General features: G+C 62.5%; 24 protein-coding genes. 15 read left to right on the top strand and 9 right to left on the bottom strand.

What is annotated here, in order from left to right; genetic code table 11:
- Nucleotides 1-50 precede the first annotated feature (50 nt).
- Nucleotides 51-977 (top strand): pyridoxal 5'-phosphate synthase lyase subunit PdxS, encoded by a 927-nt coding sequence (gene pdxS / locus RIN13_RS09875; RefSeq protein ID WP_309107158.1) that lies wholly within the window; start codon nucleotides 51-53, stop codon nucleotides 975-977.
- A 200-nt stretch (nucleotides 978-1,177) separates the two neighbouring features.
- Here the strand turns inward: pdxS and RIN13_RS09870 are convergent, their stop codons facing one another.
- Entirely contained in the window at nucleotides 1,178-3,190 is a 2,013-nt protein-coding gene (locus RIN13_RS09870; RefSeq protein ID WP_309107151.1) for a M3 family metallopeptidase, read from the bottom strand.
- 12 nt (nucleotides 3,191-3,202) lie between these two features.
- Nucleotides 3,203-3,496: a hypothetical protein gene (locus tag RIN13_RS09865; protein ID WP_309107150.1), complete on the bottom strand. Its 294-nt coding sequence runs from the start codon at nucleotides 3,494-3,496 to the stop codon at nucleotides 3,203-3,205.
- Nucleotides 3,497-3,503: 7 nt separating this feature from the next.
- On the opposite strand from RIN13_RS09865, the gene RIN13_RS09860 reads away from it, so the two are divergent.
- Entirely contained in the window at nucleotides 3,504-4,502 is a 999-nt protein-coding gene (locus tag RIN13_RS09860) for a CapA family protein (protein ID WP_309107149.1), read from the top strand.
- Nucleotides 4,503-4,517: 15 nt separating this feature from the next.
- Here RIN13_RS09860 and RIN13_RS09855 read toward each other — a convergent pair whose 3' ends face one another.
- Nucleotides 4,518-5,258 carry a glutamine amidotransferase gene (locus tag RIN13_RS09855; RefSeq protein ID WP_309107148.1) on the bottom strand — a complete coding sequence of 247 codons (741 nt, stop codon included), beginning with the start codon at nucleotides 5,256-5,258 and terminating at the stop codon, nucleotides 4,518-4,520.
- Nucleotides 5,255-6,559 carry a MurT ligase domain-containing protein gene (locus tag RIN13_RS09850; RefSeq protein ID WP_309107147.1) on the bottom strand — a complete coding sequence of 435 codons (1,305 nt, stop codon included), beginning with the start codon at nucleotides 6,557-6,559 and terminating at the stop codon, nucleotides 5,255-5,257. Before RIN13_RS09850 ends, RIN13_RS09855 begins: the two co-directional genes overlap by 4 nt.
- Before the next feature lie 91 nt (nucleotides 6,560-6,650).
- Between RIN13_RS09850 and pdxT the strand changes: the two genes are divergently transcribed.
- The 9 genes from pdxT (at nucleotide 6,651) to RIN13_RS09805 (ending at nucleotide 16,621) form a co-directional block, all read left to right on the top strand.
- Complete coding sequence (gene pdxT / locus RIN13_RS09845) at nucleotides 6,651-7,409, top strand: pyridoxal 5'-phosphate synthase glutaminase subunit PdxT (RefSeq protein ID WP_375164756.1); 759 nt, start codon at nucleotides 6,651-6,653, stop codon at nucleotides 7,407-7,409.
- A 3-nt stretch (nucleotides 7,410-7,412) separates the two neighbouring features.
- Entirely contained in the window at nucleotides 7,413-8,168 is a 756-nt protein-coding gene (locus tag RIN13_RS09840) for a YebC/PmpR family DNA-binding transcriptional regulator (protein ID WP_309107146.1), read from the top strand.
- A 9-nt stretch (nucleotides 8,169-8,177) separates the two neighbouring features.
- Complete coding sequence (gene ruvC, locus RIN13_RS09835; RefSeq protein WP_247040160.1) at nucleotides 8,178-8,753, top strand: crossover junction endodeoxyribonuclease RuvC; 576 nt, start codon at nucleotides 8,178-8,180, stop codon at nucleotides 8,751-8,753.
- A gap of 85 nt (nucleotides 8,754-8,838) precedes the next feature.
- A complete protein-coding gene (ruvA, locus tag RIN13_RS09830) occupies nucleotides 8,839-9,483 on the top strand; it encodes a Holliday junction branch migration protein RuvA (RefSeq protein WP_309107145.1) in 645 nt (214 codons plus the stop codon).
- The gene (ruvB, locus tag RIN13_RS09825) at nucleotides 9,476-10,564 is read left to right on the top strand and encodes a Holliday junction branch migration DNA helicase RuvB (RefSeq protein ID WP_309107144.1); all 1,089 of its coding nucleotides are present in this window, start codon (nucleotides 9,476-9,478) and stop codon (nucleotides 10,562-10,564) included. Before ruvA ends, ruvB begins: the two co-directional genes overlap by 8 nt.
- Before the next feature lie 231 nt (nucleotides 10,565-10,795).
- On the top strand, nucleotides 10,796-11,191 hold the full coding sequence (gene yajC / locus RIN13_RS09820) for a preprotein translocase subunit YajC (RefSeq protein WP_309107156.1): 396 nt from the start codon (nucleotides 10,796-10,798) through the stop codon (nucleotides 11,189-11,191).
- A 117-nt stretch (nucleotides 11,192-11,308) separates the two neighbouring features.
- Nucleotides 11,309-13,066, top strand: coding sequence for a protein translocase subunit SecD (gene secD, locus RIN13_RS09815; protein WP_309107143.1), 1,758 nt, complete (start codon nucleotides 11,309-11,311; stop codon nucleotides 13,064-13,066).
- Nucleotides 13,067-14,095, top strand: coding sequence for a protein translocase subunit SecF (secF, locus tag RIN13_RS09810; protein ID WP_309107142.1), 1,029 nt, complete (start codon nucleotides 13,067-13,069; stop codon nucleotides 14,093-14,095).
- 132 nt (nucleotides 14,096-14,227) lie between these two features.
- The gene (locus RIN13_RS09805; protein WP_375164755.1) at nucleotides 14,228-16,621 is read left to right on the top strand and encodes a RelA/SpoT family protein; all 2,394 of its coding nucleotides are present in this window, start codon (nucleotides 14,228-14,230) and stop codon (nucleotides 16,619-16,621) included.
- Here RIN13_RS09805 and RIN13_RS09800 read toward each other — a convergent pair.
- The gene (locus RIN13_RS09800) at nucleotides 16,618-17,277 is read right to left on the bottom strand and encodes a type IV toxin-antitoxin system AbiEi family antitoxin (protein ID WP_309107141.1); all 660 of its coding nucleotides are present in this window, start codon (nucleotides 17,275-17,277) and stop codon (nucleotides 16,618-16,620) included. The genes RIN13_RS09805 and RIN13_RS09800 overlap by 4 nt on opposite strands.
- On the opposite strand from RIN13_RS09800, the gene RIN13_RS09795 reads away from it, so the two are divergent.
- Nucleotides 17,210-17,722, top strand: a complete 513-nt coding sequence (locus tag RIN13_RS09795) for an NUDIX domain-containing protein (protein WP_309107140.1) — start codon at nucleotides 17,210-17,212, stop codon at nucleotides 17,720-17,722. The two genes, RIN13_RS09800 and RIN13_RS09795, sit on opposite strands and share 68 nt — an antisense overlap.
- 103 nt (nucleotides 17,723-17,825) lie before the next feature.
- Here RIN13_RS09795 and RIN13_RS09790 read toward each other — a convergent pair whose 3' ends face one another.
- Nucleotides 17,826-19,565 (bottom strand): DUF349 domain-containing protein, encoded by a 1,740-nt coding sequence (locus RIN13_RS09790; RefSeq protein ID WP_309107139.1) that lies wholly within the window; start codon nucleotides 19,563-19,565, stop codon nucleotides 17,826-17,828.
- A 67-nt stretch (nucleotides 19,566-19,632) separates the two neighbouring features.
- Nucleotides 19,633-20,445, bottom strand: coding sequence for a peptidylprolyl isomerase (locus RIN13_RS09785; RefSeq protein ID WP_309107138.1), 813 nt, complete (start codon nucleotides 20,443-20,445; stop codon nucleotides 19,633-19,635).
- Between the two features lie 246 nt (nucleotides 20,446-20,691).
- Between RIN13_RS09785 and hisS the strand changes: the two genes are divergently transcribed.
- The gene (gene hisS / locus RIN13_RS09780; RefSeq protein WP_309107137.1) at nucleotides 20,692-22,038 is read left to right on the top strand and encodes a histidine--tRNA ligase; all 1,347 of its coding nucleotides are present in this window, start codon (nucleotides 20,692-20,694) and stop codon (nucleotides 22,036-22,038) included.
- 10 nt (nucleotides 22,039-22,048) lie between these two features.
- Here hisS and RIN13_RS09775 read toward each other — a convergent pair whose 3' ends face one another.
- Nucleotides 22,049-23,320, bottom strand: coding sequence for an APC family permease (locus RIN13_RS09775; RefSeq protein ID WP_309107154.1), 1,272 nt, complete (start codon nucleotides 23,318-23,320; stop codon nucleotides 22,049-22,051).
- A gap of 110 nt (nucleotides 23,321-23,430) precedes the next feature.
- On the opposite strand from RIN13_RS09775, the gene aspS reads away from it, so the two are divergent.
- Both aspS and RIN13_RS09765 read left to right on the top strand, forming a co-directional pair.
- Nucleotides 23,431-25,209, top strand: coding sequence for an aspartate--tRNA ligase (aspS, locus tag RIN13_RS09770; RefSeq protein WP_309107136.1), 1,779 nt, complete (start codon nucleotides 23,431-23,433; stop codon nucleotides 25,207-25,209).
- 96 nt (nucleotides 25,210-25,305) lie between these two features.
- Nucleotides 25,306-26,109, top strand: a complete 804-nt coding sequence (locus RIN13_RS09765; protein ID WP_309107135.1) for a GNAT family N-acetyltransferase — start codon at nucleotides 25,306-25,308, stop codon at nucleotides 26,107-26,109.
- 5 nt (nucleotides 26,110-26,114) lie between these two features.
- Here the strand turns inward: RIN13_RS09765 and RIN13_RS09760 are convergent, their stop codons facing one another.
- Complete coding sequence (locus RIN13_RS09760) at nucleotides 26,115-26,792, bottom strand: acVLRF1 family peptidyl-tRNA hydrolase (protein WP_309107134.1); 678 nt, start codon at nucleotides 26,790-26,792, stop codon at nucleotides 26,115-26,117.
- Between the last annotated feature and the right edge of the window lie 47 nt (nucleotides 26,793-26,839).

The raw sequence follows: 26,839 nt of genomic DNA, 5'->3' as shown, positions 1-26,839 counted from the left end.
CGATCGGGAATCCGGATCAAAGTAACATCTATCTACCCATAGGGGTTTTTGTGTCTACACCTGATGTAAGCAGCGAAGCCGGCTCGTCGGCGAACGGCGTCACGGGCAGCAAGCGCGTCAAGCGCGGTATGGCTGAGATGCTCAAGGGCGGCGTCATTATGGACGTCGTTAACGTCGAGCAGGCCCGCATCGCCGAAGACGCCGGTGCCGTGGCAGTGATGGCGCTGGAACGTGTTCCGGCCGATATCCGTGCCCAGGGCGGCGTGTCCCGCATGTCCGATCCTGACATGATCGACAAGATCATCGAAGCAGTCTCGGTGCCGGTCATGGCCAAGGCCCGGATCGGCCACTTTGTTGAGGCGCAGGTCCTGCAGTCCCTCGGAGTGGACTACATTGACGAGTCCGAGGTCCTGACCCCGGCCGACTACACCAACCACATCGACAAGTGGAAATTCACTGTTCCCTTCGTCTGCGGTGCCACCAACCTCGGTGAGGCACTGCGCCGCATCAACGAGGGCGCAGCGATGATCCGGTCCAAGGGCGAAGCCGGCACCGGCGACGTCTCCAACGCCACCACCCACATGCGCCAGATCCGTGCAGAGCTCCGCCGGCTCTCCTCGCTGCCTGAGGATGAGCTGTACGTGGCCGCCAAGGAACTGCAGGCACCGTACGAACTGGTCAAGGAAGTAGCGCTTTCGGGCAAGCTTCCGGTGGTCCTGTTCACCGCCGGCGGCATCGCCACTCCGGCTGACGCTGCCATGATGATGCAGCTTGGTGCCGACGGTGTGTTCGTCGGCTCGGGCATCTTCAAGTCCGGCAACCCGGCCCAACGCGCTGCCGCCGTCGTGAAGGCAACCACCTTCTTCGATGACCCGGATGTCATCGCCAAGGCCTCCCGCGGCCTGGGCGAGGCCATGGTGGGTATCAATGTCGACGAGATCCCGCAGCCGCACCGCCTCGCCGAGCGCGGCTGGTAGTCCTCTGCCTGACGGCAGGTCCTGATCCTCTGCTTGCTATTCCCCACGTCCCGCTGAGGCCGCTCCGCGGCGAGCGGGGACGCAGGGCCCCTTTTACGCAAGCTGCCGGACCACGACCAGCCTCCTAGCAACAAACCGCGACGGCGGCGAGTCACCTGCAGTAGGTGACTCGCCGCCGTTATTTTAAGGGGTGGACGGAGTTATTCCAGGCCGCGGCGCTTGAGTAGCGGTTCCAGTTGGGCATCCCTGCCACGGAATGCGCGGAAGGATTCCAGGGGATCCCGGCTGTTTCCCCTGGCAAGCAGCTCAGAGCGGAAGAACTCACCATTTCGCCGGTTGAGTCCACCGTTCTCCCTGAACCACTCCACGGTGTCGGCGTCGAGCACTTCGCTCCAGATGTATGAGTAGTAGCCGGCCGCATAGCCGTCTCCGGCAAAGATGTGTTGGAAATAGCCGGTCCTGTATCGGGGCGGAATCAGGGCGTGGGCGACACCGGCTGAAACCAGTGCCTTGGCCTCGAATTCCAGGGGATCGGCAGGAATGTCAGACGCGTCGAGTACATGCCAGGCGAGATCCAGCAGGGCGGCGCTCAAGTATTCAGTGGTGCCGAAACCCTCACCCCAAAGCTCGGCGTCCTTAAGGCGTTCAACCACATTCAGGGGAAGGGGCTCGCCTGTCTCGTGGTGCCGGGCGTAGTTGGCCAGGACTTCGGGCCACATGATCCACATTTCGTTGACCTGGGAGGGGTATTCAACGAAGTCCCGCGGCACGGACGTGCCGGAGAACCGGGGAAAGGTCACGCTGGAAAACAGACCGTGGAGTGCGTGGCCGAACTCGTGAAAAGCGGTGCGCAGCTCGTCGAGGGTGAGGAGGGTCGGCTCGCCAGCGGGAGGCTTGGAGACATTGAGGTTGTTGATGACCACAGGCTTGGTTCCCAGCAGGGCCGACTGTTCAACCAGCGAATTCATCCACGCGCCGCCGCGCTTGGATTCACGGGTGTAGTAGTCACCCAGGAACAGGCCAAGCTCAGAGCCGTCTTCGTTCCGGACCTCCCACACCCTGACGTCCTCGTGGTAGCCCGCCAGATCGTTTCGTTCGTGGAAAGTGATGCCGTAAAGCGTGGTGGCTGCAAAAAACACACCGTCTGTCAGCACCCGATCCAGTTCAAAGTAGGGCCGCAGTTGCCGGTCATCAACCGAATACCTGTCCTTCTTTACTTGTGCCGAATAGTATGCCCAATCCCATGCCTCCAGCCGGTGACCTGCGATCTCCGCCAGCGCAGCACTCTCCGCGTCAGCGTTCCGCACAGCTGCGGGAGCGAGCCTGTTCATCATGGACTGTACGGCTTCGAAGTCAGGGGCTGTCTGACGGTCCACAGTCAGTTCTGCATAGCTTCCGAAGCCCAGCAGGGCAGCCTTTTCAGATCGCAGCCGCACCAGGTCCTTGACGAGTTCCAGGACGTCAAGGCTGCCGCCGCTGCTCCCGCGGCTGACGGATGCCTCGTACAGCCGGCGGCGCACAGGGCGGTTTTCCAAGGCTGACATTGCGGGTTGATTGCTCGGCAGGATCAAGGTGAGGAGGAATTTGCCCTCATGCCCGGCCAGGCGGGCCGCTTCCGCTGCACTGGCAATGTCATCGGTGGAAAGCCCTGCCAGTTCACCTGCATCCTCCAGCAGCAAGGCCGACTGCTTCATACCTTCCTTCACGCGTTGGCCGTACTCGGTGCCAAGGCGGGAAAGCTCTGCATTCACCGCTCTGAGCCTTTCCTGTCCGGCGGCGTCCAGTTGAATCCCTGACTCCCGGAATTCTTTAAGGTACTCCTGGACCAGCCGCGCCGATTCGCCGTCGAGTCCTTCTGTCTTCAAAGCATTGAAGCGTTCGAACAGTTCTCTGTTCATATAGATTGCGTCCTGGTGTGCCGCAAACAGCGGTGACACTTCAGTCTCCAGGGAGCGGACGGCATCTGATGCGTGTGCCGAAACCAGCGTGAAGAAGGAGGCCGCCGCGCGCTGAAGGAGGGCACCGCTGCGCTCCATCGCCAGGGCCGTGTTCTCGAACGTCGGCGGCTCCGGGTTTGCGGCGATTTCCCCGATTTCTTCCAGATGCTCCGCCAGACCGGCCCGGATTGCTTCCCCGTAGTGGATTTCCGAGATATCGGCAAAGGGCGGCAGCCCGAACGGCAGAGGGCTGGGTGTCAGAAGGGGGTTCGTCATGAAGCAACAATTTCACGCGGCGGCATGGTTGACCAGCATCCGCGGCGTTCGCCGTAGGATGTCGAACATGTCGAGCAATCCCAGAAAACTCTCCCACAGGCTCGCCGCAGTCTCAGCCGCGGCGGCGCTCATGGTTTCGATGGCTGCCTGCGGAGTGATCGCCGACCAGGACCGTGAGGCAACGACGTCGGCGGCGGCACCGCCGGCGTCTCCGTCACCTTCCCCGACACCCACGCCCACGCCGACGCCGACCCCCGGCAAAGGCTCCGAATGCCCCACGCTGCGCTGCACTACCGTTCTGGTCACCGGCGACATGCTTGTGCACACGCAATTGTGGCAACAAGCCCAGCAGGACGCAGCCGCAGCCGGACAGCCAGGGCTGGACTTCGTTCCTCTCCTGGAAGGACAGCGGCCGTATATTCAGCGAAGCGACCTCGCAATCTGCCATCAGGAGACCCCGGTCGCCGGTCCCGACGGCCCCTTCTCGGCCTACCCGTCGTTCAATGTTCCCCCGCAGATCATTTCCGCCTCCAAAGCTGTGGGCTATCAGGCGTGCACCACGGCCAGCAACCACACCATTGACCGCGGAACCGAGGGCCTGGTCCGCACTCTGGATGCCCTCGACGCTGCCGGGATGAAGCACACCGGCTCGTACCGGACGGAGGCCGAGGCGCAGGAGATTCTCATCATTCCTACTCCCGCAGCGAAAATTGCCGTCATCATTGGCACCTACGGACTCAACGGCCAGATTCCCGAACAGGAATGGCAGGTGGACATGCTCGACGCAGCCACCATGATCGCCAAGGCCAAGAAAGCCAAAAGCCTCGGTGCTGACATCGTGCTGGGAGTCATGCACGCAGGCGATGAATACGCCAGCGAGGCGAACGCCCAGCAGCAGGAGACCGCCCATGCACTGGTGGACAGCGGCGAATTCACCATGATCTACGGGCACCACACCCACTCCGTGCTGCCGATCGAGCAGTACAAAGGAACATGGATTGTTTACGGCTTGGGCAACGGAGTGACAGAGTTGTCGCCGTGGTACCAGGTCAACAACGAGGGGTTGTTGGTCAGGGCCCAGTTCAGCCAGGACGCTGCCGGAAAATGGACTGCGGCAGATCTTGCCTGGGCCCCTTCGGTCATTGTCCGTGACCCTTACAGGTGGTGTTCGGTCGCTTCCGACGCACCGCAAGGACCGTGTGCAACACCGGCCGAGGACGCCGCAACACACCAGCGGACCAAGACGGTCGTGGAGTCGATGGGTGCGGCAGCAGCCGGCGCCCACGAACTCCTCATCAGCAAGGAGCCCTGAGCGCCAGGTGTTCAGCTAGCGCGGACGGCGGCCCGCGTGTTCCCTTGCCAGGACAGCGAAACGGTCATCCGGTGCACCGGCAGTGAAGCTTCCGTATTTACGTTCGACGGCGGTGCGGATCAGGAAATCTGCGATGGCCGGATTCTTGGGCAAAAGTGAACCATGAAGGTAGCTGGCCACGATGTTCTTGTAGCGGGCTCCCTCCTGTCCGTCGCTGCTGTTGTTTCCGGTGCCCTTGGCCGTGGTCCCCAAAGCGCGGACGGCTGGACCCAGCGTGGTTTGGCCGCTGTGATTCTCGTAGCCCAGGATCTCCCCGAACTCCTCGGATTCGACCTTCACGTTTCCGATAAGCCGTTCGTCTGTGCCGTGTGTTTCCACGTCCAGGACGCCGATGCCGGGAATAACGGAACCCTTGCGCGTCTCGAAGAAGCGGCCAAAAAGCTGGTACATGCCGCAGATCAGCAACATTGGCGTTCCATCCTCGGCAAGTTCCTGCAGCGTTGACCCCCGCTTCAGGAGGTCGGCCTGAATAACCAGTTGCCCGCTGTCCTGACCGCCGCCGCCAACGATGAGGTCCGCATCGTCCGGGAAGTCATCGCCCACATTGTATTCGAGCAGTTCCGGAGTGTAGCCGTGCCAGGCCAGGCGCCGTTTCAGGACAAGGGCGTTGCCCCAGTCGCCATAGATGTTCATGTCCCGCGGATACAGCTGCACTACACGGATGGTGCCTTTGTTCTCCGAAGCCTCCTGCGTCAAGAGACCACCTCCACCGTTGTGATCTTGGACAGCTCCCGGCGGATGGCCAGCATCGCTGTATATGTGCAGAATATCCGTTTCGGCCTGCCCTTGGCGTCCCGGATAAAGGCTGCCAGAGCGGAAGTGATGTCGGTGTTGACTTCGCTGACAGGGACCTCGTCGTACTGAAGCCGAAGCGCCATGTCGTAGGCGCGCGAGCCGCTCAATTGGTCGACGCCGCCGTTACGCAGGGAGTCGAATTCGACGTCCCAGAGCCAGGACATGTCGCGGCCGTCAGCGTAGTTGTCGTTGATGGCGATCATGGTGGCGTAACCGCCTGCGGGGAACGATTTGAGTCCCAGCCGGAAGCCGCTGGGGTTCTTGACCAGGACCAGGTCAAGGGGGAGTCCGTCCACAATCAGGCTCTCACCCCGGCCAAAAGCAGGGGCCACGTTGGAAAGGGCCGACAGCAGTGATTCGGGGTCCGTGGGACCGGACCCCTGCCCTGCGATGCAACGGGCCAGCGTGAGGGCAGCGGCAGCGTTGAAGATGTTGTATACGCCGCGAAGCTTCATGCGCGTCGTGACGACCGCGCCGTCGTACTCAAAGTCGGCGTCATCCACACCCACGCGGCGAAGCACGACGTCGGCATGCGCCCTTTCCTGTACAACCGGCACCGGGCTGCCGGGACCGGCACGCATGTCATCGTCATTGGGAAAGGTGCTCAACAGTGAGTCATCAAGACCGAAATAGCGGACCTTGGGCCCGCCGGACCCCGGCTGGGGCAGCGCGGAAGCAATCCTGGCGACCCTCGGATCCTCACGGTTGAGCACCACCGTGCCAGTGGTCTTGGACGCTACATGCTGCAGCAGCTCAGCTGTCTTGTCGATCTCTCCGAACCGGTCCAGCTGGTCGCGCAGCACATTCAGGAGCAGGCTGTAACGCGGTGGAACCCTGTTCACAAAATGAACTGCATGGGCTTCGTCGAGCTCCAGCACAGCGATATCGGCATGAAGGCGTCCGCGCCGGTCCACTTCTCCCAGCAGCGCGGCCGCAACTCCACGAGTGAAGTTGCTTCCAGTGCGGTTCGTGAAGACCCTCAGCCCTTGGCTTTCCAACAGTTCCACCACCATTTTTGTGGTGGTGGTTTTGCCGTTTGTGCCGCTGACGACGGCCACGCCGTGGGGCAGTGTGGTCAACGTCCGCGCCATAAAACCGGGATCGATCTTTTCGACCACCAGGCCGGGAAAAGCCGAGCCGCCTCCCCTTAGCCGGGTGATCCGGCGCACGAGCTTTCCAAGGGGGACGCTGAAGAAAAACATGCTCCGAATATATCCCAGCACAGGCGTGCACTCTTGCCGTGCCTTGTCCCTGCTGCGTCAGGAGCAGCTTGGGGGAGATTATGCTGGATGAATGACCAATCCCACTTCCCAGGACTTTTCGCTGGATTCGGCGCGGGGTTCATCGTTGTCCTCGTCGTGGTCAGCAGCGGAATCATCAAGAGCAGGCGCAGGCCTTCGCATCGGCGTCCTGGCGCTGCAGGGTGACTTCCGGGAGCACCTCCACGCCGCCGAAGACGCCGGTGCCAAGGGCGTGGCAGTCCGGCGGCCGAAAGAACTCGACGACCTTGACGGTCTCATCATTCCTGGCGGCGAGTCCACCACAATTGACAAGCTCGCCAGGATTTTCGAGCTGACTGAGCCGCTGCGGGACAAGATTGCCAGCGGCCTCCCCGTGTACGGGTCCTGCGCCGGCATGATCCTGCTGGCCGACGAAATTGCCGATGCGGCAAAGGACTTGTCCGGAAATCCCCAGCAGACCTTCGGCGGGCTGGATATGACTGTCCGCCGCAACGCCTTTGGACGCCAGCGCGAATCCTTTGAGACCGATCTTGACTTCAAGGGACTCGAGTTCAGCGCCACCGGTTCCGGTGTTGCTCCCGTGCATGCCGTGTTTATCCGGGGTCCTTGGGTTGAGCGGGTAGGCCCGGCCGTGGAGGTGCTGGCGCAGGTGGAACCGGCCAACGCCGCTCACTCCGAGGCCCTGCACGGGAAGGCTAGAATTGTTGCAGTGCGTTCAGGTCACCTGCTGGCCACCTCATTCCACCCGGAAGTGACGGGGGAGAAGCGTGTGCACGAACTGTTTATTCGAATGATCAGAGGAGAAGCGTAAAGCATGTCAGGCCACTCCAAATGGGCGACGACCAAGCACAAGAAGGCTATCCTCGACAGCCGGCGGGCCAAGTCGTTTGCCAAGCTGATCAAGAACATCGAAGTCGCAGCTCGCATGGGCGGGCCGGATCTTGCCGGAAACCCAAGCCTGGAACTCGCCGTTACAAAGGCAAAGAAGACTTCGGTCCCGGCTGACAACATTGACCGTGCCATCAAACGCGGCGCAGGCCTCACCGGTGAAACGGTTGATTACACAGAGATCATGTACGAGGCCCGTGGCCCTCAGGGCTCGGCCCTTTTGATCGAGTGCCTCACAGACAACAAGAACCGCGCCGCCTCGGAAGTACGGCTCGCAATTTCCCGTAACGGCGGCACCATTGCCGATCCCGGTTCGGTCAGTTACCTCTTTTCCCGGAAGGGTGTTGTATCGCTGCCTAAGAACGGCCTCAGCGAGGACGATGTCCTGATGGCCGTGCTGGATGCCGGCGCTGAGGAAGTCAAGGACAACGGGGAGACCTTCGAGGTCCACTCCGAGCCCACGGACCTGCAGGCCCTCCGCGATGCCCTTACCGAGGCCGGAATCGAGTACGACACCGATGAAGCGGAGTTCGTGCCGTCCATGCAGGTGCCGCTGGACCTCGAGGCCGCCAAGAAGTTCATGAAGCTCGTGGACGCGCTCGAAGAGCTCGACGACGTTCAGAACGTCTACAGCAACGCTGACCTCAGTGACGAAGTGCAGGCCGCCCTGGAAGCCGAGTGATCTAGGGCCTTGCTCCGCGTATTGGGGGTAGATCCGGGGCTCACGCGATGCGGTATCGGCGTCGTGGATGTTGAAAAAAACCGCCGTGCAACCATGGTGGCTGTGGGCGTTGTGGGCACCTCGCCCAGTGAGACGCTGGACCAGCGGCTGTTGCTGATCGCCACGTCGATCGATGACTGGCTGGACCGTTACGAACCGGATGTCCTGGCGGTGGAGCGTGTTTTTTCCCAACTCAACGTCAGTACCGTCATGGGTGTGGCACAGGCGTCCGGAGTGGTGATCGCCGCCGCCGCCCGGCGGGGAATTCCGGTAGCACTCCACACGCCGTCGGAGGTTAAGGCAGCCGTGACCGGCAGTGGCACCTCAAACAAGGAGGCCGTCACAAAACTGGTCACCAAGATCCTGCGGCTTGACGCTCCGCCCCGTCCTGCCGATGCCGCAGATGCGCTGGCCTTGGCCATAACCCACGCGTGGCGGGCGGGCAGCGGGGCTGCAGTGGCCACGACGGGTCCCGGAAGCCTGTCACTTACCCCTGCACAACGCGCGTGGGCTGAAGCGGAGGCAAAGGCGCGCCGTGCACGGTGAATGGATGTTAGTCGTTCGGGTATTAGGGTATTCGTAAGTATGTTCGGATAACCGGTTCAGCCGGTGGTATTTCAGGAGCCCGGCCTTGATCAGTTTTCTCCGCGGAACAGTAGCTCACGTCGGGCTGTCCAGTGCCGTTATCGACCTCAACGGCGCCGGCATGAGCGTCAACGCGACACCCCAGACACTCAGCAGGCTGCGTCAGGGTGAAGAAGGAAAGCTGTTCACATCGCTCATCGTCCGTGAGGACTCCCTGACTCTCTTCGGTTTCTCCACCGACGACGAGCGCGAAGTCTTCGACGTTTTACTGAGCGTCAGCGGTGTTGGTCCCAGGCTGGCGTTGGCGGTCCTGGCCGTCCACGACCCCGAGGCCGTCCGCGTAGCCGCACACTCCGGCGACGGTAAGGCTTTCACCAAGGTGCCGGGTATCGGTCCGAAGGTTGCTGGCAGGATCGTGCTGGAGCTGGCCGGAAAACTCGTCCCGCACGGGACGCCCGGTGGAACTGTGCCAGCTGCCGTTACGGTCACCGCCTGGAAGGGCCAGGTCGTCGCAGCCATGACCAGCCTGGGATGGTCCGAAAAAGACGCCACCGCCAGCATCGACAAGGCCTTGGCCGATTCGCCGGAAATCGCGGAAAAGGGCAACGTAGCCGAAATTCTGCGAACCACGCTGCGCTGGTTGGGCCAGGACGGCGCCCGCGCTGGCAACAGAGTAGGCAGCCGTGGCTGAGCCCTCCCTGGTCACCGGGGGCGAAGAGCCCGAAGAGCGGGTCATTGAAGCAGCCCTCCGCCCGAGGAACCTTCACGATTTCGTGGGGCAGCACCGCGTCCGCAAGCAACTGTCGCTGGTCCTTGAAGCGTCACGGATGCGAGGGCGCAGCGCCGACCACGTACTCTTTTCCGGGCCGCCCGGACTCGGCAAGACCACCCTCGCCATGATCGTCGCGTCTGAAATGAACGCTCCGTTGCGGATCAGCAGCGGTCCGGCCATCCAACACGCCGGTGACCTCGCAGCAATATTGTCCTCCCTCTCGGAGGGGGAGGTGCTGTTCCTGGACGAAATCCACCGCATGTCCAGGCCCGCCGAGGAGATGCTTTACATGGCGATGGAAGACTTCCGGGTTGACATCGTGGTGGGCAAGGGAGCCGGTGCCACAGCTATTCCCCTGGAGTTGCCACCCTTCACACTTGTGGGGGCCACCACTCGCGCCGGCCTTCTTCCAGGTCCTCTTAGGGACCGCTTCGGCTTCACTGGCCACCTCGAGTTCTACTCAGTGGAGGAGCTGGAACTTGTACTTCGCCGTTCAGCCGGGCTCCTGGATCTGAAAGTTAATTCGGCCGGCTTCAGTGAAATTGCGGGCCGTTCACGGGGCACTCCGCGAATAGCCAACAGGCTCCTGCGCCGTGTTCGTGACTGGGCGCTCGTGCACGGCATCGAGCAGATCGACGCGCGGGCAGCCTCGGCAGCTCTGGACATGTATGAAGTGGATACCCGAGGCCTGGACAGGCTGGACCGCGCCGTCTTGGAAGCACTGATCACGAAATTCGGCGGAGGACCAGTGGGCCTCTCAACCCTGGCCATCGCAGTGGGGGAGGAACCCGAGACTGTGGAGACGGTCGCCGAACCGTTTCTTGTGCGGGAAGGGCTGCTCGGGCGTACACCCCGGGGCCGCATCGCCATGGGACCGGCGTGGACGCACTTGGGGTTCGCCATCCCTCCCGGGGCCTTCGGCCAGGAGCCACTGGATCTATTCGACGGCGCTCAGGTTGGCCAGGATCCAAGTGACGAGTGGATTCGGAACGGTCAATAGCACCGCAGCCGACTGTTTCCCTTTAGACTGGTATGACGCTCGGCACGTTCGGGTCTTTATTTCTGTGCGCCGGCTCCAAAGAGTCGCCCGCCGGCAAGGTCTCCTGCCGGGCAGATGGAAGTGAAGCGGACGTTGCTGAAAAACAGTGACGCAAGTACAGAACGGAATTTTCCTGTGTTCGGAAATATCTCTGCCCAGGCCCAGCCGCAGGCCGGCGGCGGCATCGACATCATGACCATCCTGCTGTTCGCGATGCTCGGTCTCTTCATCTTCATGATGTTCCGCCGCAACAAGAAGACGCAGCAGCAACAGGCCAAGCTGCAGTCGCAGTTCGAGCCGGGTGTTGAGGTCATGACGAGCTTCGGTCTCTTCGGCCGTATTGTCTCGATCGATGATGCCGAGAACAAGGTTGTCCTGGAGCTGTCTCCGGGCCACCTGGCAACAGTGCACCGCCAGGCTGTGACGAAAATCGTGGAGCCTCCCGTTGCGGACGAAGAGCCCACAGCTGTTCCCGACGACGCTTCCTCCCTCACCGCCCAGGAAACGGATGCCACGCCCAATGCAGTGGTGGAGACTCCTGACGAGGCCGGGAAGCGCCTTAACGACGAGGGCAAGAAGGACATTTAGTCCGCCGCGTTCCGTCAGCTCCCGCAAAGTAACGATCCTACGGCTGCGGGCCGCCGCCGGTGAGCGTGCTGCAAGCACCTGCCGGCGGCTCCTCCGTAATTAATAGAAAGATCCACAATGGCACGAACTGGCCCCAAAAACTCAGCACTCCGGGTGCTGGTCTGGCTTGGCGTTATCCTGGCAGTCCTTACGGCTGTCCTGGCTGGCGGCACCATGGCCGGCCAAGCGAGCTGGGCTCCAAAACTTGCACTGGACCTGGAGGGCGGCACCCAGATGATCCTGGCGCCCAAGGTTGAGGGCGGTTCGGACATCAATGAAGAGCAGCTGAACCAGGCTGTGGCCATCATTCGCCAACGCGTGGACGGCTCCGGTGTCGCGGAAGCGGAAATCAGCACGCAGTCCGGCCGGAACGTTGTGGTCAGCCTTCCTGGCACGCCTTCCTCCCAGACCCGGGCGCTGATCCAGGCTTCCGCAGACATGAACTTCCGTCCGGTACTGCAGGCGGGCCCGGGTGCTCCGGTTCCTGCCGAACAGCAGACCCCGGAGGACCAGCTGCCCAAGCCCACTGCCGAGCCCACCAACGGCAGTGACATCAACTGGGTAACCCCGGAGATCTATAAGCAGTTCGAGGCGCTCGACTGCGACAATCCCGCACAGGACAAGCAGGAGCGTTCCGATCCTGCCAAGCCCCTCGTCACGTGTGAGCCCGCCACGGCTGCCCAGCCTGCCATCAAGTACATCCTTGGACCGGTCGAAGTGAAGGGCTCAAACATTGAGTCCTCCTCCTTCCAGCTCCAGCAGGGAGCCCAGGGTGCCGTCACCAACGAGTGGGCTGTCAACATCCAGTTCGACGCCGAAGGCACTGCAAAGTTCAAGGAAGTTACAGAGCGCCTCTTCCAGTTCTATACGGCCGCGGGCGGCGACGCCGGTTCAGACCCCAAGTCCCAGTTCGCCATTGTGCTGGACGACCAGGTTATCTCCGCTCCGCGATCCCTGGCCGTCATTACTGATGGTCGCCCGCAGATCACCGGTGGCTTCACGGAACAGACGGCAAAAGCACTCTCGGACCAGCTGCGTTTCGGTGCATTGCCGATCAGCTTTGAAATCCAGAGTGAGCAGCAGATTTCAGCGACGCTTGGCGGTGAGCAGCTACGGATGGGCCTCTTGGCAGGTGTCATCGGGCTGCTCCTGGTGGTGGTCTACTCCCTCTTCCAATACAGGGCTCTGGGCCTCGTGACCATCGCTTCTTTGGTAGTGGCAGGTGCTCTCACATATCTGGCCATTGCCATCCTGGGCTGGACGGAAAACTACCGGCTGTCCCTTGCAGGCGTCGCCGGTATCATCGTGGCCATCGGCCAGACTGCCGACTCCTTCATTGTCTACTTTGAACGAATCCGTGATGAGCTTCGTGAAGGCCGGGGACTGGTCTCGGCCGTCGAGAACGGATGGAAGCGTGCCAAGCGGACAGTGCTTGCGTCCAAGGCAGTAAACCTGCTGGCCGCGCTGGTGCTCTACTTCGTGGCGGTAGGCAACGTACGTGGGTTCGCCTTCACGCTCGGCCTGACCGCCATCGCTGACCTCATCGTGGTCTTCATGTTCACTCACCCCACCCTGCGGCTCCTCGCACGGACCAAGTTCTTCGGTGAGGGCCACAGATTCTCGGGTCTTGACCCGGAGCGGCTGGGCGCGGTTCCCCTGTATCGCGGTGCCGGACGAGTACGCAGCCCCGAGGACAAGCCTGCAACTGTTCGTGCCAAGAACGCCGGCGCTGCTGCGGAAGCAGAGCGCAGAATGACCATTGCAGAACGCCGCCACGCGGAAAAGCAGGAGCAGCTCGCCGGTTCCTCCAAGAGCTCGGCCAAGGAGGGCAAGTAAATGTCCAATACTTTCGCAAATTTCGGCAATGAGCTCTACACGGGCAAGCGCTCGTACGACTTTGTCGGTTCCAAGAAGATCTGGTTCCTCATAGCTGCCGTTGCGGTTGCCCTGTCGATCCTGCTGCCGGCAGTCAAGGGCGGCTTTAACCTCGGTATCGAATTCCGCGGGGGTTCCGAGTTCACGGTATCCAACGTGCAGAACACCGACACCACGCTGGGAACCAAGGCGGTCCAGGACGTCGTCGAGGGTAGCGTTCCCCGTGTAGCGAACGTCGCCGGTACCACCATGCGCATCCAGACAGACAAACTGACCGATGAAGAGACGCTGGCCATCAAGGAGGGGTTGACCACCGCCTACGGCGTCACGGACAACGAAGTTACCTCCACGTTCGTCGGTCCCACCTGGGGCGCCGACGTCACGCGCCAGGCATTGGTGGGCCTGCTGGTGTTTGTCGCCTTCGCGTCTGTCCTGATGGCGTTGTACTTCCGCACCTGGAAGATGTCATTGTCGGCCATCGCAGGCATGTTGGTGACAATGTTCATCACGGCGGGCGTCTACTCCCTCAGTGACTTCGAAGTGACCCCTTCGGCTATCATCGGGTTCCTCACGGTCCTCAGCTACTCGCTGTATGACACCGTGGTGGTATTCGACAAGATCCGTGAGAACACTGCCGACCTTGATGCCTCCACCCGGCGGACCTTCGCTGAGGAGGTCAATCTTGCCGTCAACCAGACGCTGGTGAGGTCCATCAACACCATGATGGTGGCGATCCTCCCTGTGGGCGCCATCCTCTTCATCGGTGCGGGCTTGCTTGGGGCCGGAACCCTGCGCGACCTTTCCCTGGCATTGTTTGTCGGGATCCTGATCGGCACTGCGGCAACCATCTTCATAGCCGCGCCGCTGTACGCATGGCTGCGGGAGAGGGAGCCACAGCTCGTCAGCCAGGCCAAGAGGGTGGAACACCGCCGCCACGATGCTGCGGCCAGGGCTGCTGCTTCCGCTTCCTCGGAAACAGCTTCCGCCTGATTGTTGTTTTTTGGATGGGCCGGGTTGCGTCACGATGACGCGGCCCGGCCCATTGGCGTTGCACCCGGTTATCGAAGTGTCCTGCTGCGGGAATAGACTGGAATAATTAAACAGGTCGTGAGGGGTGCTTCATTGGAAGAACGTTCGACGTCGGCGGCAATGGCAGACGGAAATGCCGATCCGGGCCAGGCTCCACAGGCTGGCGTGGTGGCCTCAGTGCGCCCCGGACCGGGCGTACCCGTCGATAATCCCGGCCTGCGCCAGACGTTCCCGGGACGACGGGAGCGTACGCGTTCCCGTCTCGCCCGGCTGACGGGAAGGGGCGCCATCACGTATTCGCCCATCCTCGAACCGCTGCTGCGAACCGTGCGGGTGAACAATCCCAAAGAAGATTTTGACCTCATCCAGCGGGCGTTCATCGTGGCCGAGCGCAGTCACCGCGGCCAAAAGCGCAAAAGCGGGGATCCGTACATCACCCATCCTGTGGCCGTGGCAACCATCCTGGCCGAGCTTGGCCTCAGCGGTGCTACCCTCGCCGCAGCGCTGCTCCACGACACTGTAGAAGACACGCCCTACACCCTGGCTGATCTCAAGGCGGATTTCGGGCCGGAAGTGGCGATGCTGGTAGACGGCGTCACCAAGTTGGACAAAGTCAGCTTCGGCGAGGCCGCCCAGTCCGAGACAGTCCGCAAGATGGTTGTGGCTATGGCCAAGGACATCAGGGTCCTGATGATCAAGCTGGCCGACCGGCTGCATAACGCCCGCACCTGGCGATTCGTTTCGGCCGAGTCTTCCGCGCGGAAAGCCCGGGAAACCCTGGAAATCTTCGCGCCGCTTGCGCATCGGCTTGGCATGAACACCATCAAGTGGGAACTTGAGGACCTTTCCTTCGCTGCCCTCTACCCCAAGGTGTACGAGGAAATCGTCCGCATGGTCGGAGACAGGACCCCGGAGCGTGAAAAGAGCCTGAGCGTTATCCGGAACCAGATCACTGAGGATCTGCGGACGGCCAAAATCAAGGCCACCATTACAGGCCGGCCCAAGCATTACTACTCGATTTATCAGAAGATGATTGTCCGCGACAAAGACTTCGACGACATCAACGACCTCATGGGAGTCCGGGTGCTGGTGGACTCGGTTCGCGACTGCTATGCGGCACTGGGCACGTTGCATTCCCGGTGGAACCCCCTGCCCGGCCGGTTCAAAGACTACATAGCCATGCCGAAGTTCAACATGTACCAGTCTTTGCACACCACGGTGATCGGTCCCGGCGGGAAGCCTGTCGAAATCCAGATCCGTACCCATGAGATGCACCGCCGGGCGGAATACGGCGTGGCGGCCCACTGGAAGTACAAGGACCAGCCGAACCGGACGGCAGCAGGGCCTGGAAGCCCGCGCGACGGTGACATGGGCTGGCTTCGTTCCCTGGTGGACTGGCAGCAGGAGACGTCAGATCCGGGCGAGTTCCTGGATTCCCTGCGGTTTGAAATCAATGCCCGGGAAGTGTTCGTTTTCACACCCAAGGGTGAGGTCATGGCGCTGCCGGCAGGCTCAACCCCCGTGGACTTCGCCTACGCAGTGCACACTGAGGTAGGCCATCGCACCATCGGCGCCAGGGTCAACGGCAAGCTGGTGCCGCTCAACAGTGAGCTGAATCATGGCGACTGGGTGGAGATATTCACCTCCAAGGCGGAGGGGGCAGGTCCCAGCCAGGACTGGCAGCATTTCGTCAAGAGCGCGCGGGCACGGAACAAGATCCGTCAATGGTTCAGCAAGGAACGCCGGGAAGAAGCCATCGACCGCGGCAAGGACCTTCTTACCAAGGCAATGCGGAAGCAAAACCTTCCCCTGCAGCGGCTAATGACCCATGACGCCTTGGCAGCGGTGGCCGAGGACTTGAAATACGCCGACATTTCCGGGCTTTACGCCGGGGTTGGCGATGGGCATACGTCGGCACAGTCCGTGATGGAGAAGCTTGTTGAGAGCCTGGGCGGCAAAGAAAGTCCTGACGATGACCTGGCTGAAGTCAGCATCCCCACTCAGGTCACGAAAGCCAGGTTCTCCGATTCCGGTGTCATTGTCCGCGGTGTGGGAGATGTCTGGGTGAAGCTGGCGCGCTGCTGTACGCCTGTTCCGCCGGATCCGATCCTCGGTTTTGTGACCCGCGGTTCCGGTGTATCGGTGCACCGGACTGACTGCACCAACGTCTCGGATTTGAAGGACCAGCCCGACCGGATCGTGGAAGTGGACTGGGCTCCGACCCAGTCCAGCGTCTTCCTCGTGGAAATCCAGGTGGAAGCACTGGACCGCAAGTCGCTACTTTCGGACGTCACCCGCGTCCTGTCCGAGAATCACGTAAACATCCTGGCGGCCAGCGTGCATACCTCAACTGACAGGGTGGCCATTTCCAAGTTCGCCTTCGAAATGGGTGACCCCAAGTACCTCAGCCACGTGTTGAGTGCGGTGCGGCGCATCGACGGCGTCTTCGACGTTTACCGGACCACGGGCAACAGACGCCGCAACTAGCCTTGCCCGGACCTGCCGGTGAGCTGGCTGAGCTTCTCCAGGGCTGCCTTCTTATGAGGAACCCTCGGTGTTGCCTCAACGGCCAGGACCAGCAGGCGCAGCCGGACATTCAATTCGGGACGATCCAAGAGTTCCTGGAGTGCCGGGATAGCGCGGACAGGTTCCACGTGCAGTGCTATATCCAGCGCTGTGCGCAGGGGAGTGGAGACCATCAGTCCCCCAAGGCTGACCACATCGCACGGGCCCAACCGGACTTCGTGCAAGGTGCACCCCCGAGTGGAGCGAAGGCTGGACACACGACGTTTTGCATCCACAAGCAAAGCCAACCGATCAGGTTCGGGAGCGCACCCGTAGATCCAGGCCGCAGTCATACGGCCCGCCACCACCCTTTGCCTGATTGCCTGGGGCACTGCGAAGGCCGCCGCCCTTGCCCTCAGCTGCGGCGTTTCAGGTGTGCCGGGCAAAAGGTAACCGCGCTGGAAAAGCTGCGTCAGCACGCCGTCGGAGGCCATGGCCTGCAGCTCAGGCCAGGAGAACAGCCTGCCAGGAAAAAGCAGCTCCGCGGATACGGTTGCGGCAGCGTCCCCGGTGGACGCGGTAGCTGCACTCCCTGGCAGGGAGCCTGCCAGGAGGGAAGGGCGGGAGGTGGTGGCCATTGAGCAATCTTCCTGCGCCCGGATTGAACGGGACAGTCCCGGCAGCGGTTATGTGGATAACCCGGATCGAGGCTCTGAGACGTTGGTACCGGCCGGGACGATTGAACCGGGAGAAACCCCTCCTCAGGCGGCCGTGAGAGAGCTTCAGGAAGAGACAGGTCGAGGCCTCGGGCTGCCTCTTTTCCATTTCGCGGACAGCGTCTACGACATGCGCCAGTACAAGCCCGAGATTCACCTGCGCAGCTGGTTCTTTGGGGTCGCGACCACCGATGATTTCCCGCCAGGCCCATGGACCCACGTAGAACGCCGGGCCAGGGAAGCGGACATCCTTGCGGAATTTTCATGGACAAGAACGTCCCGTCAGGACGAACTGGTCGCCGGCCACGCCGACCTTTTGCCGGTCGCACTACACCTGGCGCGTACCTGGAGCCTTGGCCAACGTTGAACACTTGCGCGCTCGGCGGACAGGGGAGACTCAAGCCGGGCGGAAGACTAGAGCGCCCCCGTCCAGAAGTATCTGGACGGGGGCGCTCCGATGTTTGAGAAGGTTAGGCTAGTTCGTTCGCCGAACGCTCAAGCTGGTCCAGCCAGGCCTGGCGCGCCTCAAGGGCTTCCTTGGCCTGTTTGATCTTGCGCTGGTCACCGGCCTTCTCGGCTTTGGCAAGGTCCTCCTTGAGGGAGGCGATCGCGGACTCCAGCTGTGACAGGGCGCTGTTGGTACGTGCCTTTGTCTCTGGGTTGGACCGCTTCCAGTTCTCGTCCTCGGCGTGGCGGACGGCGTCCTCCACCTTGCGGAGCCCGGCCTCGATCCGGCCCATGTCGCCACGGGGAACCTTGCCGGCTTCCTCCCAGCGGTCACGGATCGACTGGAGCGCCTTCTTGGCAGTGGTCAGGTCCGTGATGGGGAGCAGGGCGTTGGCCTCGGCCAGAAGGCTTTCCTTCACTGCGAGGTTGGCGCTGTACTCCTGGTCGATCTCGTCGTTTGCAGCCTGACGTGAGGAGAAGAAGACATCCTGGGCGGCCCGGAAGCGTGCCCACAGAGCGTCATCATCTTTACGGCTGGCCCGCGGGGAAGCTTTCCACTCATCCATCAGACGGCGGTATTCCCCAGCCGCGAAGCCCCAATCGGTGGAAGAAGACAGAGCCTCGGCCTCTGCAATGAGCTTTTCCTTGACCGACTTCGCAGCGGAATTGTTGCTGTCCAGCTGGGAGAAGTAGGCGCGACGGTGACGGTCAAAGACCGTGCGTGCTGCGCGGAATCTCTTCCAGAGCGCGTCCTCGTTGCTGCGGCCAAGCCGGACGCCACTCTTCTGCGCGGCTTTCCAGCTTTCGAACAGCTCGTTCATCCGGGCACTGGACGTCTTCCACTGGATCTGGGAAGGATCGTGTCCTGCGATTTCCTCAGCCTCGGCAACGATGGCCTCCCGTGCGGCCAACTCTGCAGCGCGGACGGCGTCATGCTCTGCTTTCTCGGACTTTTCCAGGGCAGCAATCTGCTCGGACAGGGCGTCAAGACGCTTCTCGGCTGACTTGATGTCTCCCACCATGTTGCGCTCTGCCAAGAGCTCGCGCAGGTGTAACACGGTTTTCTGCATGTCTGCGGTAGGAGCCTTGGAGCTGACACGCTGTTCCAGGAGAACGATCTGCGCCACGATGTCGTCGTACTTCTTGGCAAAGTAGGCCAGTGCTGCATCGTCGGTCGCACCGGGAAACTGCCCGACCGGGTGCTCGACGCCGTCGACGGTCAGGAAAACCTGTCCGTCGCCTTCTACCCGGCCCCACCGCGCGGCCTCCGCCAGCGATGTCGCTGGGGGTGCGGGTGCGGGGGCAGGCGCAACGGCTGAGGGAGCCGCCTTGGGCCGCGCTGCAAAGGCCGCCGGCGAAGGAGCAGGCCGGGGAGCAGGACGCGGGGTGGGGCTTGGTGTTGGTACCGCAGCCGCCGGAGCGGGCGCAGTTTCGGCGTCGGCCGCCGAAGCGGGCGCAGGAGCAGCATCGACGGCAGGAGCAGCGTCGACCGTGGGTGCGGGCTCAGCCTCAGCCTCACTGTTGCCGGTTACCTCGGCCGGAGCCTCGTCTGCGGGAGCCTCGTCTGCGGGAGCCTCGTCAGCGGGAGCCTCCTCAACCGAGGCGGTCTCTACAGGAGCCTCCTCTGCGGGAGCTTCCTCAACTAAGTCAGTCTCGGCTGAGGTGGTGTCGGCTGTGTCACTGATGGTATCGCCGGCTACAGGAACCGTGGATTCGCTTGTGTCGGCAGCCGATGTTTCGTCGGATTTCTGACTGTCTGTCACCGCTAAAAGTCTTTCGCTTGGAGGGAACTGCTCAGGCAATGCTGCCCCGGCCGCTGGCCGGCGTTGGTTACTTCAGAGAAAACGAGTCTATCGTGACTGGTTCCACAGGTGGGCCGTCGGTTGGGTTGCCACCCGGCTTGAGGCCGGCGGCAGCAATGTTCGACACTACGTCCAACCCGGACGTAACCTTGCCAACCACCGTGTAGCCGCCTGCCGAGTCTGCCGGAATCTCGGTGTCCTTATAGACGATGAAGAACTGACGGCCGTTGCTGTAGGCGTTATCCCCGCCTCTCGCTACTGCAATAGTGCCGGCCGGGTACTTGTTATCAGCCGGAGTGTTTTCAAGCGGACCCCACGTGAAATCGGGATCTGCCCGGCCGTCGCCGGTGGTGGAGCCGCACTGCAGGACGCCGAAGTTCTCGGCCGTGGTGAGTCGGTGGCAGCTGGTTCCGGCAAAGAAGTTCTCGTCAGCCATGGATTTAAACACTGCTGCCGCCTGGGGCGCCTTCGTGCCGTCGAATTCGACCCCCAGCGTGCCCCGGTTAAGCACGAGCTCTCCGGTAAAGACCTTGCCGGCCGCCGTCTCTGGCTTGGGGATGTTCTCAGCATTTGTGGGAGTAGCCGAAGGAGTAGCGGAAGGAGTAGCCGGGGGGCTTGTGAGCCCGGCCTGGGCCGCAGCGTATTCCTCTTCCGTGGGATTGCTTGAGAAAACCGTCAGTTGGAGGACGACTGCGAGAATCAGCACCGCGGTACCGGCGCCTGCCGCAAGGATATTATCCCGTTTGCGGCGTTTTTCCTGTTCCTTGCGCAACTCTCGCTTCGCCTCCATCTGCTGGATGCGTCGCTTGGTTTCGCGGGCACTGCGTGAACTGGCCGCCAAAAGTCCTCCTGGGTGTCGTGCTGGCGTCAGGCATGCCAATGGCAGGCGTCCTTAGACCAGATGCAGAGTGGCCAGCCGGGTAGCGGGCACCTGCCGCATTAGAGTTGCAAGCGCCTGAAGCATAAACTGACTGCCGCACATAGTTTATGCATGTCTGACCGGACTCCCGCCCTTTCCCGCCCGTTTTGGGAGGAATACTGCGTCGGGGTACCGGGCCGCCCTGCTTACCTAAGGAGAAAATCCACCATGGCACGCACCGCCTCCCTGTCCGGATTCCCCGAGTGGCTTCCTGAGGAGCGGCTGGTCGAGATGCATGTGCTGGATACCCTGCGGCGCGTCTTTGAGCTTCATGGCTTCTCCTCGATCGAGACCCGCGCCGTGGAAACTGTAGGCCAGTTGCTGCGCAAGGGGGAGATCGATAAGGAAGTTTATGGGCTGAGCAGGCTCCAGGAAGAAGAAGGCGACGAGGCAAAAACGGGCAAAGCTGATCCGCATGCCCTGGCACTGCACTTCGACCTGACGGTTCCCTTTGCCCGCTACGTAGTGGAGAACGCCGGATACCTTGCTTTCCCCTTCCGCCGCTACCAGATCCAAAAAGTGTGGCGCGGTGAGCGCCCCCAGGAGGGGCGCGCCCGGGAGTTCACCCAGGCGGACATCGATGTAGTGGGCGACGGCGACCTGCCGTTCCGCTACGACGTCGAGATAGCACTGGTCATTGCAGAGGCACTGAACGCACTGCCCATCCCCGACTTCCGGTTGCGTATCAACAACCGCAAACTGGCGGAGGGCTTCTACCGCGGCATCGGCCTGACGGATACGGCGGGGGTGCTGCGCAGCATCGACAAGCTGGAGAAGATCGGTCCGGACAAGGTGTCAGCGTTGCTCCAGAGCGAGCTTGGTGCCACCAGGGAGCAGGCGGAAGCAGCGCTGAAGCTGGCTGGCATCCGCACGGAAGATACATCGTTCGTGGAACAGGTTCGGGCGTTGGGCGTCACCGATGAACTGCTGGAGGAAGGCCTTAGCGAGCTTGAGCAGGTCATAGATGCTGCCGTCCAGCGCGCGCCGGGGAAGGTAGTGGCGGACCTCAGCATTGCCCGCGGGCTCGACTACTACACAGGAACAGTGGTGGAAACGGTACTGGTTGGCCACGAGCAGCTTGGCTCCATTTGCTCTGGAGGGCGATACGACGCCTTGGCCAGCAAGGGCAACCGGAAGTTCCCCGGCGTCGGACTTTCCATCGGTGTGACGCGCCTGGTTTCCCGCATCCTCAGCCAGGATCTCGCCAAGGCATCCCGGTCCGTCCCAACCGCGGTGCTGGTGACCCTGAACAACGATGAGAGCTGGGACGCCGCCCAGGACGTTGCCGCATTGTTGCGCAGCCGGGGTATTTCCACTGAGGTAGCGGCGAAGGCGGAGAAGTTCGGCAAACAGATCAAGTTTGCGGACCGTCGGGGAATCCCGTTTGTCTGGTTCACGGACGACGACGGCAAGCACCAGGTCAAGGACATCCGCACGGGCGAACAGGTCAGTGCCGCCCCCGAGACCTGGATGCCACCGGAAGAGGATCTCCAGGTCCAGGTAGACCGCACGTAGCCGGCAGAACCTAGCTGGAGGGGTTGCCCACGGCTCTGCGCTTGCGGAGCCGGAGCACCCCATACCGGCCAGCAAGGCCAACAGCAAGGACCACAACCATCACCAGCACGGAAGCTGGCGGGAGCGTCACGGCCAGGATGAGGCAGCCGGCGAAACCCACTGCATTCAGCCATTTCGGTCCATACGCCGGACGGTTGGTCATGGTGAAAGCGGATGCATTGGTGACGGCGTAGTAAATCAAGACACCGAAACTTGAGAACCCAACCACCGTGAGCACATTGGTGGTCAGCAGCAGGACAATAACCGCGCCCGCGACAGCAAGTTCAGCAACGTACGGGACTGTATGACTCCCGCCAATGCGGGCAAGCGGTCGGGGCAGGTCCCGCTCCCGTGCCATCGCCAGGGCTGTCCTGCCCACCCCGGTGATCAGGGCCAGCAGGGCGCCAAGGCTGGCGGCTGCCGCTCCTGCCTGCACCAACGGCGCACCGGCGCTCAGCCCCGAAGCAGTGACCGCGTCAAGCAGCGGCGACGTGGATTCGGCCAACCGCTCAACGGACAGGTGGGCCATCAGCAGCAATGCAAGCACCAAATAGATGGCAAAGGCACCGGCAAGGGCAGCAAGAATGGCCTGCGGGATAGTCTTCGCGGGGTCCTTGACCTCCTCGCCCAGGGTGGCGATCCGGGCGTACCCGGCAAAGGCGAAAAACATCAGCCCGGCGGCGGGAAGAATTCCCCAGGCGTTGCCCCCCGGACCTTCGCCGAAGCCGGCAACTACAGGATGCGGCCCCATAATGCTTGCCGCGGCCACGAACACCAGCGTGGCAAGGACGATGGCGAGCAAAACCCGGGTGAGAAGCGCTGTCCGCGTGATGCCCAGCAGATTGACTCCGGTCAGCACCACCACAGCAGCAATGGCTACCGGAATCGCATAATCCGGTGCCACATAGTGCCCGAACGTCAGGGCCATTGCGGCGCATGACGCCGTCTTACCTGTCACGAAGCCCCAGCCCGCGATAAACCCCGGCCATTCGCCCAACTGCTTCCGGCCATACAGATAGGTACCGCCGCTTGCCGGATAAACCGAGGCGAGCTGCGCCGATGCCACCGCATTGCAATACGCGATCGCCCCGGCAAGGACCACCGAGACGATCAGCAGTTCACCGGCCAATAAAGCCGCCGGAGAAAACACAACAAAAACTCCCGCGCCCAGCATGGAGCCGAGGCCTATGGACGTGGCATCGAACACGCCCAGCCTGCGTTGTAACTGGCGGTGGCTCTGCATGGAGGTGGGGAGGCCTTTCCAACGGGTAAACTCGGACGGGATCATTCCCGCAATGATCCTAGTCAACTTGATTCTGTTTTTGCTTCCGTTCTCCTTTAGAAAGGCGTGCTGTGCTGCGCACACATGACCTCGGATCCCTTCGTTCCGAGCACATTGGACAGACCGTTACCCTGGCCGGCTGGGTAGGCCGCCGACGTGATCACGGTGGTGTCGCCTTCGTCGATCTGCGTGACGCATCCGGCGTTGCCCAGGTGGTGGTCCGTGAAGAAGAGGTGTTCCACGGACTGCGCAACGAATACGTGCTTCAGGTCATCGGAACAGTATCCAAGCGCCCGGAGGGCAACGAAAACCCCGCTCTTGCTACGGGTGAAATCGAGGTCATGGCCGAAAAGGTCGTGATCCTCAACACCTCTGACCCGTTGCCGTTCCAGATCGATGAGCATGTGGAAGTGGGCGAAGAAGCACGCCTCAAGCACCGTTACCTGGACCTGCGCCGCCCGGGTCCCAGCCGGAACCTCCGCCTGCGTTCAGAGGCCAACCGCGTGGCACGCGAACTCCTCCACCAGGACGGTTACGTAGAGATCGAAACTCCCACGCTGACGCGTTCGACGCCGGAAGGCGCCCGCGACTTCGTGGTTCCCGCACGCCTGGCCCCGGGATCGTGGTACGCATTGCCGCAGTCTCCCCAGCTCTTCAAGCAGCTGCTGCAGGTCGGCGGTTTCGAGAAGTATTACCAGATCGCACGCTGCTACCGCGATGAGGACTTCCGCGCGGACCGCCAGCCGGAATTCACCCAGCTGGACATCGAAGCGAGCTTCGTGGAGCAGGATGACATCATCGCGCTCGGCGAAAGCATCGTGAAGGCACTATGGCGCCTGATCGACGTCGAGATCCCGACTCCGATCCAGCGGATCACCTACAACGACGCCATGGCGCGATACGGGTCTGACAAGCCGGACCTGCGCTTCGGCGTGGAGCTGACGGAGCTCACCGAGTTCTTCAAGGACACCAACTTCGGCGTTTTCAAGGCTCCGTACGTGGGCGCCGTCGTCATGCCGGGAGGCGCCTCCCAGCCGCGCCGCACCCTGGACGGCTGGCAGGAGTTCGCCAAGCAGCGTGGGCACAAGGGCCTTGCCTACGTCCTGTTCAAGGAGGATGGCGAACTGGCCGGCCCCGTAGCCAAGAATCTCACGGAGGCCGAACGAGCCGGCCTGGCCGACGCCGCAGGCGCCAAGCCCGGGGACTGCATCTTCTTCGCTGCGGGCGAGAAGTCCTCGGCCCGCGCCCTGCTCGGTGCGGCACGGGTCGAAATCGGGCACCGCACCGGTCTCATCGACCCCAACGACTGGGCCTTCGCCTGGGTGGTGGACGCCCCTATGTTCGAGCCGGCTGCCGCTGCCGTGGCATCGGGCGATGTTGCAGTGGGCGGAGGCAACTGGACCGCTGTGCACCATGCGTTCACCTCGCCGAAGCCCGAGTACATGGACAGCTTCGACACCGATCCCGAATCTGCCCTGGCCTACGCCTACGACATCGTCTGCAACGGCAACGAAATCGGCGGCGGTTCCATCCGTATCCACCAGAGCGACATTCAGGAGCGCGTCTTCGAGGTCATGGGGCTCTCCCATGAGGACGCACAGGAGAAGTTCGGCTTCCTCCTCGAAGGCTTCAAGTACGGGGCGCCCCCTCACGGCGGCATCGCTTTTGGCTGGGACCGCGTGGTCTCGCTGCTTGCGGGCGTTGACTCCATTCGCGATGTCATTGCCTTCCCGAAGACCGGTAACGGCTACGATCCGCTCACTGCAGCTCCTGCTCCCATCACGCCCCAGCAGCGCAAAGAAGCCGGCGTCGACTTCAAGCCCGAGGCGAAGAAACCAGAAGCGAAGTAGCGGGGGCCCTGCGCCCTCGCTGCCCGGTGACGTCCTGACCAGAGGCCCCCTGATACGGGGCCTTTGGTGTTTTCCACCCTGCTCTGAAGGAGACGAATGGCAACCGCACAGGCCACTGGCCGTCCCGCAATGCCTGAATTGGAGGCACTCATGGATGCCGCGTGGCCGGCCCATGAACGGCAGGACACCGGAGAGTGGGTCTTCCGGGCGGCGTCCGGCGTCACCCAGCGTGCCAATTCCGTCTGGGTCAGGGACACTGCGGCCAATGAATCAGCGGCAATGCGCGAGGCCGTTCAGTGGTACCGGCGGAACAGGCTCCCCGTCATTTACCAGCTGGCAGAAGACCTGCGCGACCGCCGGCATCAGCGGCATGAGTCCTTGCATGCGTTGCTCGACGCCGCAGGCTACACCCGGCAATCTGAAACACTCGTTATGCACCTCGAGTCGGCCTCCAACCGGCCAGCAGCCGGGGCCGGCGTCGAAATCCTCCCGGATCCGTCGGAGGAATGGCTGGAGCTGTGGTGGAGCGTCGATGGCCGCGGCGGGTTTGGGGAGCTGGCCGTCGCGCGAAGGATCCTCACCGGCTGCCGCGCCCTTTATGCGCTGGTGAGGGACGACGCCGGCGTCCCTGCCGCCGTCGGACGCCTTGCCTTAGTGGGCGGCTATGGCGGGTTGTACTGCATGGCCACCCGGCCGGACGCCCGTCGCCAGGGTTATGCGCGCAGGATCATCAACGCCCTGCTCGGTGAAGGGCGCTCCCATGGCCTGACGGGGTACTGGCTCATGGTCACAGCTTCGAATCCTGCCGGTCAGGAGCTCTACCGGCAGGCAGGCTTTACCGAAGCCGGCCGCTATGTATACCGCCAGGAGCGGCCGAAGCGGCATCTGACGGGGTGCTGATACGGCTAGCTTCCGGGAGGATCTGACACCACTATCCTGATGGCACAAAAGTCAGCGGCTGCTTTCTTCAGCACGTCGGCACGAGGATCCGGGACGTCCATAAAAGCCAGGCGGGGGAGCCGGGCGTACTCCTTGAGCGCCTGCTCTGCCAGCACCAGGTCGGTCAGGGTCCGGTCCCCGCCTGGGGCAATGTACTCGACGGCCTGTCCCTGGAAGATCCTTGCGGCATGCTCCGCCACCGCTTCCACGAGGGCATCAGCCTGGTTGGCGCGGCGCCGGGCAAATCTTTGCTGCGACCAACCTCCGGCAGCGGTCCGCGACTGCACATGGCGGGTCCCGGTTTTTGACACCACTACGCGCCCCTCCCGGACCGACGCAACCGCGTAACCGCCCCGGCGGACCAGCACGAGTCCAAGGCTGCGGGACTGTGCGGCCAGCGAAGCCATCCTGGCAACCGGATCGGCGCCCCTGCCGGGACGTCCATCTGCCGGCCAAGGCGGCTGCAAGAGGGCGCCTGCGCCGTCCGGGGCGCTTAGCTGCAGGCCGGCGTCGCGCTCCTCCAACTGAACGGCACCGTGGCTCGCCTCAAACCGTTCCACCCAGCCGGCCAGCCGCTGGCCCGCAACGAAGGCAGTGCGCATGGCAACGCCTGGGCGTCCCGTTGCCGGACCGTTCTCGATCATTGCTGCATCCCCTTGTCCAGTGCCCGGCTTCTCCACGGCTTCACGTG

Origin of the sequence: Arthrobacter sp., assembly GCF_031179985.1 — a bacterium.
In the GTDB taxonomy this organism is placed as follows: Bacteria; Actinomycetota; Actinomycetes; order Actinomycetales; family Micrococcaceae; genus Arthrobacter.
This window is presented reverse-complemented; position numbering and strand designations above follow the sequence as displayed.